Consider the following 15,318-nt stretch of genomic DNA (forward strand, 5'->3'; position numbering starts at 1 on the left):
TTACGCGGGACTGTCTGTAACTTCGGTGGCAGGTACCCGCTCGGATGCGGCGGGTACGGGATTTTTTTCTACGCGATGGTACGGGTGATCAGCGGGCGGCCCCGGTGTCGTCGAGGCGCGTGCGCAGCCGGCTCAGGCCGCGCCGCGCGTGGCTCTTGACGGTGCCCAGCGGCCAGCCGGTGCGCTCCGCGATCTGCGGCTGCGTCAGATCCTCGTAGTAGGCGAGGCGCAGGACCGTGCGCTGCGGCGCGGGCAACCGGGCCAGCTCCTGCGTGATCACCACCCGGTCGACCACCCACTCCACTCCGGGGGCGCCCGCGACGTCCCGTCCGGCCAGCCGCTCCACGACGGCCGTCCTGCGCGTACGCGCGGCGAGCGCGTCGGCGATGCGGCGGCGCGCGATACCCGTCAACCAGGCGGCGGGGGAGCCGAGTTCGGGCCGGTAGCCCGCCCGGCCGCGCCACGCGGCGAGGAAGACCTGCTGAGTGATGTCCTCCGCGTCGCGTGTGTCACCGAGCGCACGCCGGGCCAGGCCGTGCACCAGTGGGGACCACTGCCGGTACGCGGTGGCCAGGACCACGTCGTCGGCCTGCCCGGTGGCAGAGCCGGACGCACCCACGGGTGTCGTCATCGATGCCTCGTCAACTCCTCGGTGCGGTCAAGGACTTGTCCTCAGCTGATCGAAACCGGACGGATCAACCGCACGCCCCGTCGCGGTCCGGTCATCCTGGAAACGGTGGCGCACGGTCGGCAACCCGCATCGTTAGTGCGTCGTATCGTGAGCGGATGGACAACGTGCGGGACACACCACAGGCCGGCCCCGGTGTCACCACCGGCGCGCTGGCGAGGCAGTTGGGCGTGGCGCCGACGACGCTGCGGACGTGGGACCGCCGGTACGGCCTGGGCCCGGCCCAGCGTTCGGCCGGCCACCACCGTCGCTGGTCCGAGCAGGACATCGCGGTCGTCGAGGAGATGTGCCGCCTCACCGCCACCGGGCTGCCCCCGGCCGAGGCGGCCGACCTGGCCCGCAAGCGACTCGACAGTGGCTCGGTCGCCGGTCCCGGCGCCGGCCCGGTCACGGTCACCGTCCCGCAGCCGCGCCGGGCACCGGACCGGCTGCCGACGGCGGCCTCCGTCGAGCGGGAGTGCAAGGGCCTGTCGCGCGCCGCCACGCGCCTCGACGCGCCGGTCGTGCAGAGCCTGCTGACCGAGGCCGTGTCACGACACGGACTGGTGGGCGCCTGGCAGGAGGTGATGGTGCCGGTGCTGCACGCGGTCGGCCGCAAGTGGGAGGAGGCGGGCGACCGGTATGTCGAGGTGGAGCACATGCTGTCCTGGCACGTCTCGCGCACCCTGCACCGAGGCGCCGCGGACCCGGCCGAAGCGCCGCCCGTGGTGCCGCCGGTCGTGCTGGCCTGCGTCCCGGCCGAGCAGCACGCGCTGCCGCTGGAGGCGCTCAGCGCCGCGCTCGGCGAACACGGCCTGCCGCAGCGGATGTTCGGGGCGGCCGTGCCGGTCGAGGCCGTCTCCGCCGCCGTGCGCAGGACCGGGCCGCGGGTCGTCGTCCTGTGGGCGCAGGCCCGGTCGACGGCGAGCATGCCGCTGGCCCGCGCCCTGGCCGGCGCCGGCTGGGGTGTGCGCGGCGCCCGCGGCCGGCCCACCGTGATGCTGGGCGGACCCGGCTGGGCGGGCCGTACGCTTCGCGGCGCCCTGCGCCCGACGACCCTGCCCGAGGCACTCCTCCAGGTCCACCGCTTCTACCCGGAGGTCAGTCGAGTCCGCGCGCCCGCTTGAACCGCGCGAGCCCGTCCGACAGGTCGAGCAGCGGATCCGGGTAGTCGAACGCCGCCCGGTCGAGCCCCGTCAGCTTCCACGGCTCGTGGATCGCGGCCCCGGACAGCTCGGCCAACTCCGGTACCCAGCGGCGGACATACGCGCCGTCCGGGTCGTACCGCTTGGCCTGCGTGACCGGATTGAGCACCCGGTTGGGCCTGCTGTCCGTGCCGGTGCCCGCCATCCACTGCCAGTTCAGCTGGTTGTTCGCCACGTCCGCGTCCACCAGCAGGTCCATGAAGTGCCGGGCGCCGACCCGCCAGTCGACGTACAGCGTCTTGGTGAGGAAGCAGGCCGTCAGCAGGCGGCCCCGATTGTGCATCCAGCCCTCGTGGCGCAGTTGGCGCATCGCCGCGTCGACGATCGGATAGCCGGTGAGGCCCTGCCGCCACGCCTCGATCTCCTGCGCGGCCGCCTGCTCCGAGCGCCAACGGTCGTCCTGGGAGCGGTAGTTGTCGTGTGCGGCGTCCGGCCGCGCCGCGAGCACCTGGTGGTGGAAGTCCCGCCAGGCGAGTTGCCGTACGAAGGCCTCGGCGCCGGGACCGCCCGCCGCGCGCGCCCGCTGGACCGCCTCGACCGGACTGACCGTACCGAAGTGCAGGTCGGGGGAGAGCCGGGAGGTGACGTCCCCCGCGAGATCGTCGTGCCCGTCCTCGTACCCGGCGATCCCGGAGCGCAGCCAGGCGGTCAGCCGGGCCCGGCCCGCCCGTTCACCACCCTCGGCGAGGGCGGGCGACACCCCGGAGACGTCCTCGCGGGCGGGCAGGTCCTCGGAGCCGACCGCGTCCGGGACCGTGACGGTCTGCGGGGCCCTGACCACGGCCCGCGTGCCGTGCTGCGACCAGTGCCGGTGGTACGGCGTGAACACGGCGAAGTGATCGCGCCCGGCCGGGGTGACCGCACCCGGCGGCACACAGGTCACGACCGCGTCATGGACGACCAGGTCGCAGCCGAGGCCCTCCAGCACGTCACGCAGCCGGTCCTCGCGCCGCCGCGCGTACGCGCTGACGCCGCTCGCCAGGTGCACCGCCCGCGCGTCCGTCTCGGACACCACCTTGGCGACCTCGTCCACCACGTCCCCGGAACGCACCACGAGCCGCCCGCCGCGCTCGCGCAGCCCCTCGTCCAGATCGCGCAGGCAGTCCGCGAGGAACGCCTCCCGGTTCGGTGCGGGGAACCCCGTCGCGGTGATCCCCCGGTCGCGGACGAACAGCGGCACCACGGCGTCGGCGGCGTTCAGCGCGGCCCGCAGCGGCGGATGGTCGTGGACCCGTAGATCGGAGGTGAACAGAACGATTCGGACGCGCACGGGGTACTCCTGGTACACGGATGGGGGGACCGATGACGACGGGCGAACGGGCGGGGACGGTCGGGGACCGAGGAACGGACGTCGTCAGCCCTTCTCCGGCCGGGCCGGGAACGGATGCACACGCGCCCCGCCCGGTTCGTCGCTCTTCGCGGGGCGTTCCGCGGCCTTGGCGATGTTGCGCGCCATCCCGCCGAACACCACGGCGTGGAACGGCGCCACGCTCCACCAGTACGCCTGCCCGGTGAGCCCGCGCGGATGGAACAGGGCCCGCTGCCGGTACCGCGCCCGGTCGGCGCCGACCGGCTCCACCGTCAGCTCCAGCCAGGCCAGACCCGGCAGCCGCATCTCCGCCCGCAGCCGCAGCAGCCGGCCCGGCTCGATCTCCTCCACCCGCCAGAAGTCCAGCGAGTCGCCGACCCGCAGGTGCGCCGCGTCCCGGCGGCCCCGACGCAGGCCGACCCCGCCGGCCAGCCGGTCGAGCCAGCCCCGCACGGCCCACGCCAACGGGAAGGAGTACCAGCCGTGTTCACCGCCGATGCCCTCGACGACCTCCCACAGCCGCGCGGGCGACGCCTCCACGAGCCGCTCCCGCTCGTCCTCGTACAGGCTGCCGCCCGCCCAGTCCGGATCGGTCGGCAGCGGATCACTGGGGGCGCCCGGCAGCGAGGCCGACGACCAGCGGGTGGTGACCTGCGCCTCCTGGATACGGCGCAGCGCCAGCCGTACCGCGTCGTCGAAGCCGAGCGGGCCGCCGGGACCGGGCGGCACCAACGCGTCGATGTCGTGCTCGTGGCAGACGACCTCGTGGCGCAGCGACTCGGTGAGCGGGCGGGCGATGGACGCGGGCACCGGCGTCACCACGCCCACCCAGTGGCTCGACAGGCCGGGGCTGAGCATCGGCACCGGCAGCACGAGCCGCCGCGGCAGCCCCGCGACGGCCGCGTACCGCATCATCATGTCGCGGTACGTGAGCACGTCGGGACCGCCGAGGTCGAAGGCGCGGGACACCTCGGCCGGCATTGCGGCACTGCCGACGAGGCAGCGCAGCACGTCGCGGACGGCGACCGGCTGGATCCGGGTGCCGACCCAGCTCGGCGTCACCATCACCGGCAGCCGCTCGGTCAGATAGCGCAGCATCTCGAACGACGCCGAGCCGGACCCGAGGATCACCGCGGCCCGCAGCACGGTCGTCGGCACACCCGAGGCCAGCAGGATGTGGCCGACCTCCGCCCGGGAGCGCAGGTGCGGCGACAGTTCCCGCTCCGGTACGCCCGCGGGCGTGAGGCCGCCCAGATAGACGATCCGCCGGACACCGGCCAGCCGCGCCTGCTCGGCGAAGATCGTCGCCGCCTCGCGGTCCGTGCGCTCGAAGTCCTTGCCGGTGCCGAGCGCGTGCACCAGGTAGTAGGCGACGTCGACGTCGCGCAGCGCGGCGCCGACCGACTCGGCGTCCAGGACGTCGCCGCGCACGATCTCGGCGTCCTCGGCCCACGGGTGGTCCCGCAGCTTGGCGGGCGTGCGTGCCAGGCACCGTACGCGATGCCCCGCGGAGAGCAGCTCGGGTACCAGCCGTCCGCCGATGTAGCCGGTGGCACCGGTCACCAGGCAGCGCAGCCCGCCGTCCTTCCCGCCGCCGTGCGCGTTCATGGGATCTCCCTCGTTCGCCCCCTTCGACCACCGTCAACCCCATGAACGACTTCCGCATCAGCACGCGCGGCGGATGCACCTCCCCTCGGACGATCAGCGCGATGCGGGCGCCACCTCCGTCAGCGGTTCGCCGGTGTCGAGCCGCGCCGTCACCCGGACCGTGCCGCGCTGCGGAGCGCGGACGGCCATCGTGCGGCCGGCGCCGGACCCGGTCACCGCGCCGCTCGCCTCGATACGGGTGACCGCACGGCTGCCGGCCGCCACGAGGTACCAGTGGTTCTCGGGCGACCTCCAGCGGGTGGCGGCCACCACGTGCTGACCGAATCGGCTGCACGCCGCCGTGGCGCGGGCCCGGCCGACCAGGACGGCGGGCCGGGTCGCGGAGGCGCTGGGCGTACGGAGAAGGAGCGCGACGTCGCCGGGGCCCCGCCACGTGGTTGCCCGGACGCAGGACCACACCGCGCGGCCGCCCCTTCCGGGAGCTGCTGCTCGGCGAAGTCCCAGGCGTTCACGGCGCGCACGCCGCCGCCCCGCCACGGTGCGAGGCGGCAGGCGGTGCGGGCCCAGGCGACCAGCGCCTGCGGCCCCGTCGCCTCGCGGGGCTGGCGGGCCGGCGGCGTCCCGTGTCCGGGCAACGGCGTGAACGTGAGGTGGACCGGTGAGAGCCCGCCGAGATCGGCGAGCAGGAACGAGTGGTCCTCCACGATGCGTGGCGACGACCGGAGCTGGAGCACCGGCCGCCGGTCGCAGCCGTCCGCCGGGGCGACGGGCACGGGGTCGGTCACCCCGCGCCGGACACGTCCAACGGCCGGGCCGTGACGTCCGGGCGCAGCAGGTCGCGGGTGGCCACGTCGGAGATCCACGGCGCCGTCAGATACCGGGCCGTGCCGTCGGACCGGGTCAGGACGACGGCGGCCGCGCTCGTCACGTCGGCGTCGTCCACCCGGGCCAGTGCGAGCGCGGCGCGGGCATCGCCCTCCGGATCGGTGTAGCGGGCGAGCCGCTCCCCGTCGCTGAGGAGCACCACCGCGCGCGAGCCGACGTCCCCGGCGAACAGCAGTTGCGGGGAGCGCGGCGGCGGGTCGGCGGGGGTGCCCTGGGTGCGGGTGACGCGGACGGCGTCGGACGGCTTCTCCCACGCGCCCAGCGCCCGGTCGAGGAGCGCGGCGTCGTCGGTGCGGTCACCGCGCGCGGGCCAGGCCGTGAAGTCGACCCGGGACGTGTCGGCCCAGTCGTCCCGTCCGGCGCGGGCCAGGTCCCTGGCCTTGATCTGCGCCCCGGTCGGGGCGACGGGCGTCGGCGCCTTCTCCGGCTGACCGGCGTCCGGGACGAGCAGCGCGGTCGCCGTGACGACGGCCACGGCGCCGACGACCAGGGCCGCGCGGGTCCGTCGCGTGCGGCGCAGCAGATCCGTGGGCCGTGTCTGCACCGAGCACGCGTCGAACTCCTGGGAGCGGAGCAGGGCCGCGGCGGCCGGACCGGCGTCGGTGTCGAGGGTGAGGGACGCGCGCACCGACGCTTCGGCCTCCGTGACGCCGGCCGCGCGCAGGAGGGCGGTGGCCCGCTCCCCGCCGACGCCGTCGACGTGGCGCAGGACGAAGGCCGCCCGCGCCGGGGCGACGCGTCCGCGAGCGCGCGGACCAGGGTGAGTTCCTCGGCGCCGCCGGCCCGCGGGAACAGCCGCAGGCCCCAGACGAAGGGGAGCCGGGGGACCAGGGCGCGTGGTGGCGGCAAGGCCGCGGGCCAGCCGGTCGGCCGGTGCGCGGCGCTGAGGGCGTACGCAAGGACGCGTACCCGCAGCGCGTCCCGCGCCGCGTCGGCGCCGTCGTCCGCGGCGCGGGGCGCGGGCACGGCCGCCGGGCGCCTGCCGGGCAGGGCGCGCTGGGCGGCGGTGTGGGCCAGGAGGACCCTGCGATGCCGCGTGAGGGCGGCGGGGAGGGTGAGATACGCCAGACGTACGAGGGCGGTGTACTGCTCCAGGAGTGCCGCCTCCGCCCGGTCGACGGCTATCCGGGTACGGGGGACGGTGCGGCTGCGGCGGAGTGTGGGCACGATGGACCTTTCCAGGGCTGCTCGATGGAACGCTGTGTCGTCCTTCAAACGAGAGGCCCGATCCACAGTCACCCGTCGGCGCACAGAGGACTGGCTCGCGCGGAGCGGGGTATCAGCATGGCTGCGGCGCCTCCCCACCGGAGGCCGAGCAGGTGAGAGAGACACGAATGATCGAATACGCGAACGGGGCCACCGGGGCGGTGCTCCCCTCGGGTCTCGACAGGTCCGTCGAGACGCTGTGGCGCGTGACGCACTACTCCGGCGAGGACGGTTGCATAGCGCAGGCGCGCGCGTTCGCCGAGGCGTTCCTGATGCGGTTGCGGAAGGAATGGTGTGTCACGGTCGACCGCAGGACGGAGGGCGACGTCCTCCTCGTGGTGAGCGAACTGATCACCAACGCCGACCGGCACAGCCACGGGCCGTACGTCCTGGAACTGGAGGGGACGAGCCGGCAGGTCGCCGTCGTCGTCTACGACAGCAGCGCCGCCGCACCGCTGCGCTACCCGCGGGACCCGTCGCGGGTCGGCGGCCACGGCCTGGAGATCGTGGACGCGCTCGCGGACGTCACCGTCGAGCGGGTTCCGGTCGGCAAGCGCGTACGGGCGGTCCTCACGCTTCCCGTGGCGTGAGAACCGCCCCTGTGACCAGGGTGCCGCGGCGATCGGGTCAGCCGGTCGCGTCCTCGGTCAGCATTCCCGCCTTCAACCGGGCGATGAGCTGCTTGATCAGGCGCGAGACGTGCATCTGGGAGTAACCGAGCCGTTCGCCTATCTCCGCCTGGGTCAGCTCTTCGACGAAGCGCAGATGCAGCAGCTGCCGGTCGCGCTCGGGCAGCCGGGCCACGAGCGGGGCGAGCGTGTGGAAGTCCTCCACCAGCTCCATCGCCGCGTCCTCGACCCCGAGGAAGTCGGCGAGCACCGACTCGCCGGCCTCGCCGTTGTCACCGGTCAGAGCCGCGTCCAGCGACGCGGACGTGTACCCGTTCGAGGCCAGCTGGGCCTCGACCACCTCGGGCTCCGACAGGTCCATCAGCGTGGCCAGCTCGGCCGTGGTCGGATCCCGGTCGAGGCGGGTGCACAACTCCTCGCGCGCCTTGGCCAGTTCGATCCGCAGCTCCTGGAGCCGGCGCGGCACGTGCACGGCCCAGGTCGTGTCGCGGAAGAAGCGCTTGATCTCACCCGTGATGTACGGCAGCACGAACGAGGTGAACTCGACCTCGCGCGATATCTCGAACCGGTCGATGGCCTTGATCAGACCGATCATGCCGACCTGGACGATGTCCTCCATGTCGTCGCCGCGGTTCTTGAAGCGGCTCGCCGCGAACCGCACCAACGACATGTTCATCTCGATCAGGACGTTCCGGGTGTACTGGTACTCCTCGGTGCCCTCCTCGAGATCCGCGAGCCGCCGGAAGAAGTGCCGGGACAACTCCCTGGCGTCGCGCGGAGCGATGCTTCCCGGGTCCGCCGGAAGGTCGTGAAGCGGTGCGCTTCGCGTCGGCGTCCGGGTCGTGGCCGCAGTGACAACCGTCCCGCTCATGGTGGAGTCCACCGTCCCTCCCGCGCCGTGGGACCGGCGCGACTCCCTGTTCCTGCATGGTCCTCCGCCGATTACCCGCGAAGTCGCCGCTCATGCGGACGATTTCACGAGGTACGCCATGAACACGGCGGACGGACCAGGCGCACGGTGGCCTTTCCCCGGGGGAGCCGGTCCGGGCGACCGGCTTCCCCGGGTGCCACCTCAGCGCGGCAGGCCCTGCGGATCGGTGGCCCAGCCCGTGTCCGGCCGGTCCGTCAGCCGGTGGGCGAGGGTGCCGCCGGTGCGCAGGAATCCCGCGTCCGTCCACGACTTCGGGTGGTCGCGGCCGTCGACCCGGACCCCGGCCACGTACGGACGCGTGGCACCGGCGTCGGGCGCGTCGATCACGAGATCGGTGCGGCCGGGCCGGTCCACGACCGCGTGCGGGAACAGGGGCGCCCCGAGCAGGAGGTCGGCGGTGCCCGGCGCCTTCGGGTACAGGTCGAGCGCTCCGGTGCGACGCAGCAGCGCCGCGGGTCTGGGAAAGCCGTCGAACATGGCGCGGAACCCTTCGCGGTGGACGGGACGGATGAGATCAAGGCGCGGCCGAGCGTAGATCGTTGATCCGCCGCCGGGAACGCCCTGCACCCGCGGTGAACGGCCGGTGAAGCCGACCGCTCTTGGCGGCCCTTTTGCACGGCACGCCGCACCAAATGAGTAGTTTGTCGGTTTATCGGGCCTACGGTGCGGGGGTCAGTGTCCGAGCGGGGGGACGCACAACGCGCCTGCGCACGGCGCGGGTTGGGACGTCCATGAGTGGAATCAGTCGCAGGGGCGCGGCACGCCTGGGTCTCGGAGCCGGCCTGGGAGCCGCGGCAGCGACCCTCGCCGGCTGCGGAAGCGGCGCGGAACAGAGCCGGCCCCCGGCGGGCCCCGACCGCAGGGCGGACCGGCAGGGCGCCCCCGGCAAGAAGGCCGCGCCGCGGCTGATCGGCGACGGCTCGACGTCGTACACCGGCAAGCAACCCCGTCAGCCGGAGGCGCCCGCGCCGCTCGAAGTCGGCCAGCGGCCACCGCAGTTCGTGATCTTCTCCTGGGACGGCGCGGGGGAGGTGGGCAACGGCCTCTTCCCGCGCTTCCTCGAACTGGCCCGTCAGCACAACGCCCACATGACCTTCTTCCTCTCCGGCCTCTATCTGCTGCCCGAGTCGAAGAAGCGCCTGTACCGCCCGCCGAACAACCCCGTAGGCGCCTCCGACATCGGTTATCTCACCGACGCCCACGTCAAGCAGACCCTGACCTACGTCCACGACGCGTGGATGGACGGCCACGAGATCGGCACCCACTTCAACGGCCACTTCTGCGGCGGCCCGGGCTCGGTCGCCCACTGGAGCGCCCGGCACTGGCGCAGCGAGATCGAGCAGGCCCGCTCCTTCGTCACCTCCTGGCGCAGCAACACCGGTTGGCACGACCACCCGTCGCTGCCCTTCGACTACGACAAGGAGCTCATCGGCGGCCGCACCCCCTGTCTGCTCGGCCAGGAGAACCTGCTGCCCGTCGCCCGCGAACTGGGCTGGCGCTACGACGCGTCGTCCCCCGGCGGCCTCCAGCGCTGGCCGGACAAGAAGCAGGGCGTGTGGGACCTGCCGTTGCAGGGCATCCCGTTCCCCGGCCACCGCTTCGAAGTGCTCTCGATGGACTACAACATCCTCGCCAACCAGTCGAAGAACTCCACGCGGGCGCCCTCGTACCACTACCCGGGCTGGCGCCGCCAGGCCACGCAGGCGTATCTGGAGGGCTTCCGGCGCGCGTACGAGACGAACCGGGCCCCGTTCTTCATCGGCAACCACTTCGAGGAGTGGAACGGCGGCATCTACATGGACGCCGTGGAGGAGAGCCTCAAGCGGATGGCGGACCAGCCGGACGTGCGGCTCGTCTCCTTCCGGCAGTTCGTCGACTGGCTCGACGCGCAGGACCCCGCGATCCTCGCCCTGTTGCGCGGGCTGGAGGTGGGAGAGCGGCCCCCGGGCGGCTGGGCCTCCTTCCTGCGGCCCGAGCGGCGAGCGAAGCCGGCCGCCGGACAACCGGCCGAATAAGGCAGGATCAGGGACGGACCATGTCGGCGCAGTACGAGGAGGCAGTCCCATGACCCGGCCCATCACCGCGGGAGTGGACGGATCACCCGAGAGCGCGGCCGCGGCCGCCTGGGCGGCACGCGAGGCGGTGCGGCGCGGTCTGCCGCTGCGCCTGGTGCACGTCGGCGAGCCCGCGCCCGAGGCACTGGCGCTCGCCGCCGACGAGTCCGCGAGGACCCGGTGGGCCGGCGACCTGCTCGCGGACACCGAGCGGGAGATCGCCGAGCGGCACCCGGGGCTCGCGGTCACCACCGACGTCCTCGACGACGGCGCGGCGCGTACGCTCACCGCCGTCGCCGCGGACGCGGAACTGCTCGCCCTCGGCTCGCGCGGCCACGGCCCGATCGTCGGCTTCCTGCTCGGCTCGGTCGGGCAGCAGGTCATCGCCACGGCAGCGCGCCCGGTCGTCCTCGTGCGCGCGGGCGACGAGCCGACCACCGAGGCCGCCGGGCGCGAGGTCGTCGTCGGACAGGAGGGCGACCCCGAGGACAGCGCCGCCGCCCTGGAGTTCGCGTTCCGCACGGCCGCGGCGCGCGGCGCGACCGTACGCGCGGTGCGCGCCTGGAGCCTGCCGCCCGTGTTCGCCTACAGCCCCGCCTCGCTCGAACTCCTCGACGAGGCGGGCGGCATGGAACCGTACGAGAAGAAGGCCCTCGCCGCCGCCCTCGCCCCGTGGCGCGAGCGGTTCCCCGACGTGACCGTCACCGAGCACACCGAGATCGGCAGCGCGGGACAGGTCCTGCTGTCGGTGGCGCCGCGGGCCCAACTCCTGGTCGTCGGACGCCGGGCCCGCCGCACCGCCGTCGGCGCCCGCATCGGCTCCGTCGCGCACGCGGTGCTGCACCACGCGCCGTGCCCGGTCGCGGTGGTGCCGCACGACTGAGCCGGGGGCCGGCTCTCAGGCCTGGAGCGCGACCACGGCCTCGTCCGTGTACGGCAGGAACGTCAGCGTCTGGTGGAAGTACAGCTCGATGCCGCTCGCGTCGTGCGCCGTGTAGCCGATCGCCAGGTCCTGTCCGATGCGCAGTTCGAAGTCGCCGCCGCGCGTGGACAGGACGAACGCGCCGTTCAGGGCCGGGGCCCAGATCAGCTCGCCGTCCAGGATCCGGCTGAGGTGGTTGGCGATCGGGTAGCCGTGGTCGGAGGTCTCGCTGACCGCCGTGTACGCGTCCGCGCCGAGCAGCAGCGCGTACGGGCCGTCGACCCCGGCGAGGCGCAGCGCGGTCAGGGCGCGGCTGATCGTGTCGGGGTAGTCGCGCGGTTCGGCCGGCAGGCTCAGGACCGGGTTCGAGGTCCGCTCGCGCAGACCGTCGATGCCCGCCGCCGCGTACCCGTCGAAGATCGCCTGGTCCTCGGCGAACGCCATGGCCCGTGCCGCGTCCTTCACCGGCTGCCAGTCCGAGTCGCGGGCGCCGCGCTCCACGTCGTCGACCGCGTCCCGGCTCACCGTGAACGGCACCCGCAGCTCGACCAGCGGATGCACCCCGCGCAGGCGCGCGGAGACACCGGGCGCCGGAGGCGTGATGTCGGTCAGGTGGCCGGTGCCCACGGCCGAGAGCTCGGGCCCGTCCGGTCCGGTGACGTCCACGACGCGGCGGCCCGCGACATGGCGCTGGAAGGTGCGGCTCGCCTCCTCCTCGATCTCGGCCCAGGCCGCAGGGGTGATCGGTGCGAGCTCGCGGTGGAGGTTGGTGCTCGGCGTGGGGTTCGGGGCGATGCTCATCGTGCTGAGGCTCCTTTGAGGCTGCCGATGCCCAGCGAGCCGCCGGTGATCACGGTGGCGGCGCCGGCCGGTGCGGGGTCGGGCAGGTCGTCGAGGAAGTCGGCGCTGGGGACGTGGAAGAGGCACCCCGTGACCGCCGTGGAGAAGTCGAGGATGCGGTCGTGGTTGCCGGGCGGATCACCGAGGAACATGTTGCGCAGCATCCGCTCGGTGACGTCCGGGGTGCGCGCGTAGCCGATGAAGTACGTGCCGAACTCGCCGCGTCCGAGGCTGCCGAACGGCATGTTCTCGCGCAGGATCTGCCGCTCGGTGCCGTCCTCGTCGACGATCGTGTTCAGCGCGACGTGCGAGTTGCTCGGCTGTATGTCGTCGGGCAGTTCGACGTTCGCGGTCTTCGTCCGCCCGATGATCCGCTCCTGCTCGTCGGAGGACAGCGCCTCCCAGGCGGACATGTCGTGCACGTACTTCTGCACGATCACATAGCTGGAGCCGGCGAAGTCCGGGTCCTCGTCGCCCACGTACACCGCGCTCGCGGCGGCCTGCCCCTCGGGGTTCTCGCTGCCGTCGACGAAGCCGAGCAGATCGCGTTCGTCGAAGTACTTGAAGCCGTGCACCTCGTCCACGACGGTGACGGCCGCGCCGAGCCGGTCCATGATCAGCCGGGCCAGCTCGAAGCAGAGGTCCATGCGACGGGCGCGGAGGTGGAAGAGGAGGTCCCCGGGGGTGGCCGGGGCCAGGTGCCGGGGGCCCGCGAGTGCCTGGAAGGGGTGCAGCTCGCGCGGCCGCGGACCGGCGAAGAGCCGGTCCCAGGCGGTCGAGCCGATCCCGGCGACGCAGGTGAGCCCGTCGTCGGGGGATCGGAAGGCGACCGACCGCCGGAGGGCGGACAGGTCCTCCAGCGTGTCGCGGACGGCACCCTCGCCGCCCGGCGCGACGGTGACCACGAGGAAGACCGCGGCCTTCGCGGGCGGAGTGAGTACGGACTGCGGCTCGACCACGCGTGCTCCTGTCGCGGAGGATGACAATGAACGGCTTTTGTCACTTTATGGGCAGGGGGAGAACGCGGCATGTGCGGCGCTTGAGGGGAGTGTGTCCGACCTCACCGGGCAAGATCGGCCTCCTGTGCGAAGCACGGTTGGTTCGCTGTTAAACTTTGAACCAAGGCCCCGACCGTTCTCCCCCGTACGGTCGGGGTCCTTCTGCGTTCTCAGCCGCCCGGCGCGGCCAATGGCCGCGCCGACAGTCCTGGCCCGCCGACGTTGTCCGGTCGTACAGACCCACCCCGTGAGCGCGTGCATAGCCTCCGCAGGCACTGACTCCCCGCTGCCGGAGGTCCCATGGACACGCAGACGCCCACCCCCGCACCGCCCGGCGTACCGCTGCGGCGCCTGGCCCCCGCACTCGCCGGCCACCGCGTCGATCTGCTCGCCGCGCCCCGCGGCCTCGACCGCCCCTGACCGGCGTCGTCATCGCGGAACCGGACGACGAACCCCGCGCCGACCACAAGGACCGCCTCGTGCTGCTCGTCGGAGCACGCGGCACCAAAGCCCTGCGCGCCCTGATCGCCGCGGGCCGCGCGGGCGCGACCGCCGTCGCCCTGCGCGCCGGACACCACGACGACGAGCGCGAGGCCCTGCGACAGGCCGCCGTCGAATGCGGCACCGCCCTGTTCGGCGTACGCGACGAGGCCCGCTGGGACGACATCGGGACGGTGGCCCGCGCCGCGCTCGACGCCCTCGACCTGGGCCCCGACCTGGCAGGCCGCACCACGCACGGCGACCTGTTCTCGCTCGCCAGAACCCTCGCCACGCTGACCGGCGGCGCCGTCTCCGTCGAGGACCCGGCCAACCGCGTCCTCGCCTACTCGCGCTCCGACGACGACGTCGACGAGGTGCGGCGCCTGTCGATCCTCGGCCACGCCTGCCCGGAGACCTATCTGAAGGTGCTGCGCGAGGCCGGGGTGTACGAGCGGCTGCGCGCCGGAGAACAGGTCGAGGTCGCCGAACGCCCCGATCTCGCCACCCGGCGCCGCCTCGCCGCGGGCATCACGGCGGGCGGCCGGTTCCTCGGCACGATCTGGGTGCAGGAGAGGACCGCGCCGCTCGCCGACCACACCGGGCAGGTGCTGCGCGGCGCCGCGCGCCTGGCCGCCGTCGCACTCCTGCGCCCCTTCGACGGGCCGGGATCCGAGAGCGGCCTGCGCGAGGACCTCACCGCGGGCCTGCTCCGCGGACGTTCGCCCGCCGCCTCTCTCGCCGGGCACCTGGGCGTACCCGTCGACAGCGGCGCCGTCGTGATCGCCGTCGAACCGCACGAGCGAGACCTCGGAGACGGCCGGGACACCGGGCCGCGCGGCGGCCGCGCCGCCGAACTGGTGGCCCTGCACGCCGCCGCCCACCGGCGGACCGCGGCCTGCGCCCGCCTCGACGGTCGCCTGTACGTCCTCGTCCCCGGCGCCGTCGCCGACCGCACCCTCACCGCCTGGACCGCCGAGCTCGTCACCACCCTGCGCCGCCACCTCGGCACCCCCGTACAGGCGGCCGTCGCGGCGACACTGCCCCGGCTCGCCGACGCCCCCGCCGCCCGCACCGAGGCCGACCGGATCCTCGCCGTCATCGCCGACGACCCCGGACGCGAGGTCGCCACGTACGACAGCGTGCGGGCCGCCGTGCTGCTCGCGCGCGTCCTCGACGTGTTGCGCGACCACCCCGACATCCACGACCCGGCGCTCGCGGCGCTCGCCGAGCACGACCGGCGCAACGGCTCCGACCTGTGCGGGTCGCTGCTGCGCTACCTCGACGCGTTCGGCGACGTGAAGACCGTCGCGCGCCAGCTGCACATCCACCCCAACACCCTGCGCCACCGCATCCGCCGCGCCGTCGCCCTCACCGGCATCGACCTGGACGACCCGCAGCAACGCCTCGTGGCCATGCTGCATCTGCGCACCGCCGACGCCGTGCGGTGAGCGCGGCCGGTCCTCTGTGACAGCCGTGCGAACGGCGTTGTCCGACAGGACAACGGGCACCGGCCGAGATCTGCCGGCCGGACAAGCTCCACGCCACCGTCCGCCGCCTAGGTTTCAGCCACTGCGTGAAGCCCTC

12 protein-coding genes and 1 pseudogene are annotated in these 15,318 nt (G+C 73.8%); 5 read left to right on the plus strand and 8 right to left on the minus strand.

From position 1 onward, the window contains the following. Nucleotides 1–88 precede the first annotated feature (88 nt). On the minus strand, nucleotides 89–631 hold the full coding sequence (locus tag V2W30_RS37935) for an RNA polymerase sigma factor (RefSeq protein ID WP_338703138.1): 543 nt from the start codon (nucleotides 629–631) through the stop codon (nucleotides 89–91). A gap of 155 nt (nucleotides 632–786) precedes the next feature. Between V2W30_RS37935 and V2W30_RS37940 the strand changes: the two genes are divergently transcribed. Next, complete coding sequence (locus V2W30_RS37940; RefSeq protein ID WP_338703139.1) at nucleotides 787–1,794, plus strand: MerR family transcriptional regulator; 1,008 nt, start codon at nucleotides 787–789, stop codon at nucleotides 1,792–1,794. On the opposite strand, the gene V2W30_RS37945 is transcribed toward V2W30_RS37940, so the two are convergent. From V2W30_RS37945 to V2W30_RS37955, 3 genes and pseudogenes are all read right to left on the minus strand, one after another. Next, nucleotides 1,769–3,142 carry a deoxyribodipyrimidine photo-lyase gene (locus tag V2W30_RS37945; protein WP_338703140.1) on the minus strand — a complete coding sequence of 458 codons (1,374 nt, stop codon included), beginning with the start codon at nucleotides 3,140–3,142 and terminating at the stop codon, nucleotides 1,769–1,771. The genes V2W30_RS37940 and V2W30_RS37945 overlap by 26 nt on opposite strands. Before the next feature lie 84 nt (nucleotides 3,143–3,226). Beyond that, nucleotides 3,227–4,789, minus strand: coding sequence for an SDR family oxidoreductase (locus V2W30_RS37950; protein ID WP_338703141.1), 1,563 nt, complete (start codon nucleotides 4,787–4,789; stop codon nucleotides 3,227–3,229). Nucleotides 4,790–4,882: 93 nt separating this feature from the next. After that, nucleotides 4,883–6,844 (minus strand): annotated as a pseudogene (locus V2W30_RS37955) (hypothetical protein). A gap of 164 nt (nucleotides 6,845–7,008) precedes the next feature. Between V2W30_RS37955 and V2W30_RS37960 the strand changes: the two are divergent. Continuing rightward, on the plus strand, nucleotides 7,009–7,470 hold the full coding sequence (locus V2W30_RS37960; RefSeq protein ID WP_338703142.1) for an ATP-binding protein: 462 nt from the start codon (nucleotides 7,009–7,011) through the stop codon (nucleotides 7,468–7,470). Nucleotides 7,471–7,507: 37 nt separating this feature from the next. Here the strand turns inward: V2W30_RS37960 and V2W30_RS37965 are convergent, their stop codons facing one another. Both V2W30_RS37965 and V2W30_RS37970 read right to left on the minus strand, forming a co-directional pair. Beyond that, on the minus strand, nucleotides 7,508–8,380 hold the full coding sequence (locus tag V2W30_RS37965; RefSeq protein WP_338703143.1) for a SigB/SigF/SigG family RNA polymerase sigma factor: 873 nt from the start codon (nucleotides 8,378–8,380) through the stop codon (nucleotides 7,508–7,510). Between the two features lie 201 nt (nucleotides 8,381–8,581). Continuing rightward, nucleotides 8,582–8,917: a glycoside hydrolase domain-containing protein gene (locus V2W30_RS37970; protein ID WP_338703144.1), complete on the minus strand. Its 336-nt coding sequence runs from the start codon at nucleotides 8,915–8,917 to the stop codon at nucleotides 8,582–8,584. 254 nt (nucleotides 8,918–9,171) lie between these two features. On the opposite strand from V2W30_RS37970, the gene V2W30_RS37975 reads away from it, so the two are divergent. Beyond that, nucleotides 9,172–10,455: a hypothetical protein gene (locus tag V2W30_RS37975; RefSeq protein WP_338703145.1), complete on the plus strand. Its 1,284-nt coding sequence runs from the start codon at nucleotides 9,172–9,174 to the stop codon at nucleotides 10,453–10,455. A gap of 49 nt (nucleotides 10,456–10,504) precedes the next feature. Next, the gene (locus tag V2W30_RS37980; RefSeq protein ID WP_338703146.1) at nucleotides 10,505–11,377 is read left to right on the plus strand and encodes a universal stress protein; all 873 of its coding nucleotides are present in this window, start codon (nucleotides 10,505–10,507) and stop codon (nucleotides 11,375–11,377) included. A gap of 15 nt (nucleotides 11,378–11,392) precedes the next feature. Here V2W30_RS37980 and V2W30_RS37985 read toward each other — a convergent pair whose 3' ends face one another. Both V2W30_RS37985 and V2W30_RS37990 read right to left on the minus strand, forming a co-directional pair. After that, nucleotides 11,393–12,217 carry a family 1 encapsulin nanocompartment shell protein gene (locus V2W30_RS37985; protein ID WP_338703147.1) on the minus strand — a complete coding sequence of 275 codons (825 nt, stop codon included), beginning with the start codon at nucleotides 12,215–12,217 and terminating at the stop codon, nucleotides 11,393–11,395. After that, complete coding sequence (locus V2W30_RS37990; protein ID WP_338703148.1) at nucleotides 12,214–13,215, minus strand: Dyp-type peroxidase; 1,002 nt, start codon at nucleotides 13,213–13,215, stop codon at nucleotides 12,214–12,216. Before V2W30_RS37990 ends, V2W30_RS37985 begins: the two co-directional genes overlap by 4 nt. A gap of 518 nt (nucleotides 13,216–13,733) precedes the next feature. On the opposite strand from V2W30_RS37990, the gene V2W30_RS37995 reads away from it, so the two are divergent. Next, nucleotides 13,734–15,182 carry a PucR family transcriptional regulator gene (locus tag V2W30_RS37995; protein ID WP_338703149.1) on the plus strand — a complete coding sequence of 483 codons (1,449 nt, stop codon included), beginning with the start codon at nucleotides 13,734–13,736 and terminating at the stop codon, nucleotides 15,180–15,182. Nucleotides 15,183–15,318: the final 136 nt, after the last annotated feature.

The organism is Streptomyces sp. Q6 (assembly GCF_036967205.1).
Lineage (GTDB): Bacteria > Actinomycetota > Actinomycetes > Streptomycetales > Streptomycetaceae > Streptomyces > Streptomyces citrinus.

What these genes read in the sequence shown, in the direction of transcription:
- V2W30_RS37985 (WP_338703147.1), bottom strand. Translation starts at nt 12,217, where the DNA reads ATGAGCATCGCCCCGAACCCCACGCCGAGCACCAACCTCCACCGCGAG.
- V2W30_RS37965 (WP_338703143.1), bottom strand. Translation starts at nt 8,380, where the DNA reads ATGAGCGGGACGGTTGTCACTGCGGCCACGACCCGGACGCCGACGCGA.
- V2W30_RS37970 (WP_338703144.1), bottom strand. Translation starts at nt 8,917, where the DNA reads ATGTTCGACGGCTTTCCCAGACCCGCGGCGCTGCTGCGTCGCACCGGA.
- V2W30_RS37960 (WP_338703142.1), top strand. Translation starts at nt 7,009, where the DNA reads ATGATCGAATACGCGAACGGGGCCACCGGGGCGGTGCTCCCCTCGGGT.
- V2W30_RS37935 (WP_338703138.1), bottom strand. Translation starts at nt 631, where the DNA reads ATGACGACACCCGTGGGTGCGTCCGGCTCTGCCACCGGGCAGGCCGAC.
- V2W30_RS37940 (WP_338703139.1), top strand. Translation starts at nt 787, where the DNA reads ATGGACAACGTGCGGGACACACCACAGGCCGGCCCCGGTGTCACCACC.
- V2W30_RS37980 (WP_338703146.1), top strand. Translation starts at nt 10,505, where the DNA reads ATGACCCGGCCCATCACCGCGGGAGTGGACGGATCACCCGAGAGCGCG.
- V2W30_RS37950 (WP_338703141.1), bottom strand. Translation starts at nt 4,789, where the DNA reads ATGAACGCGCACGGCGGCGGGAAGGACGGCGGGCTGCGCTGCCTGGTG.
- V2W30_RS37975 (WP_338703145.1), top strand. Translation starts at nt 9,172, where the DNA reads ATGAGTGGAATCAGTCGCAGGGGCGCGGCACGCCTGGGTCTCGGAGCC.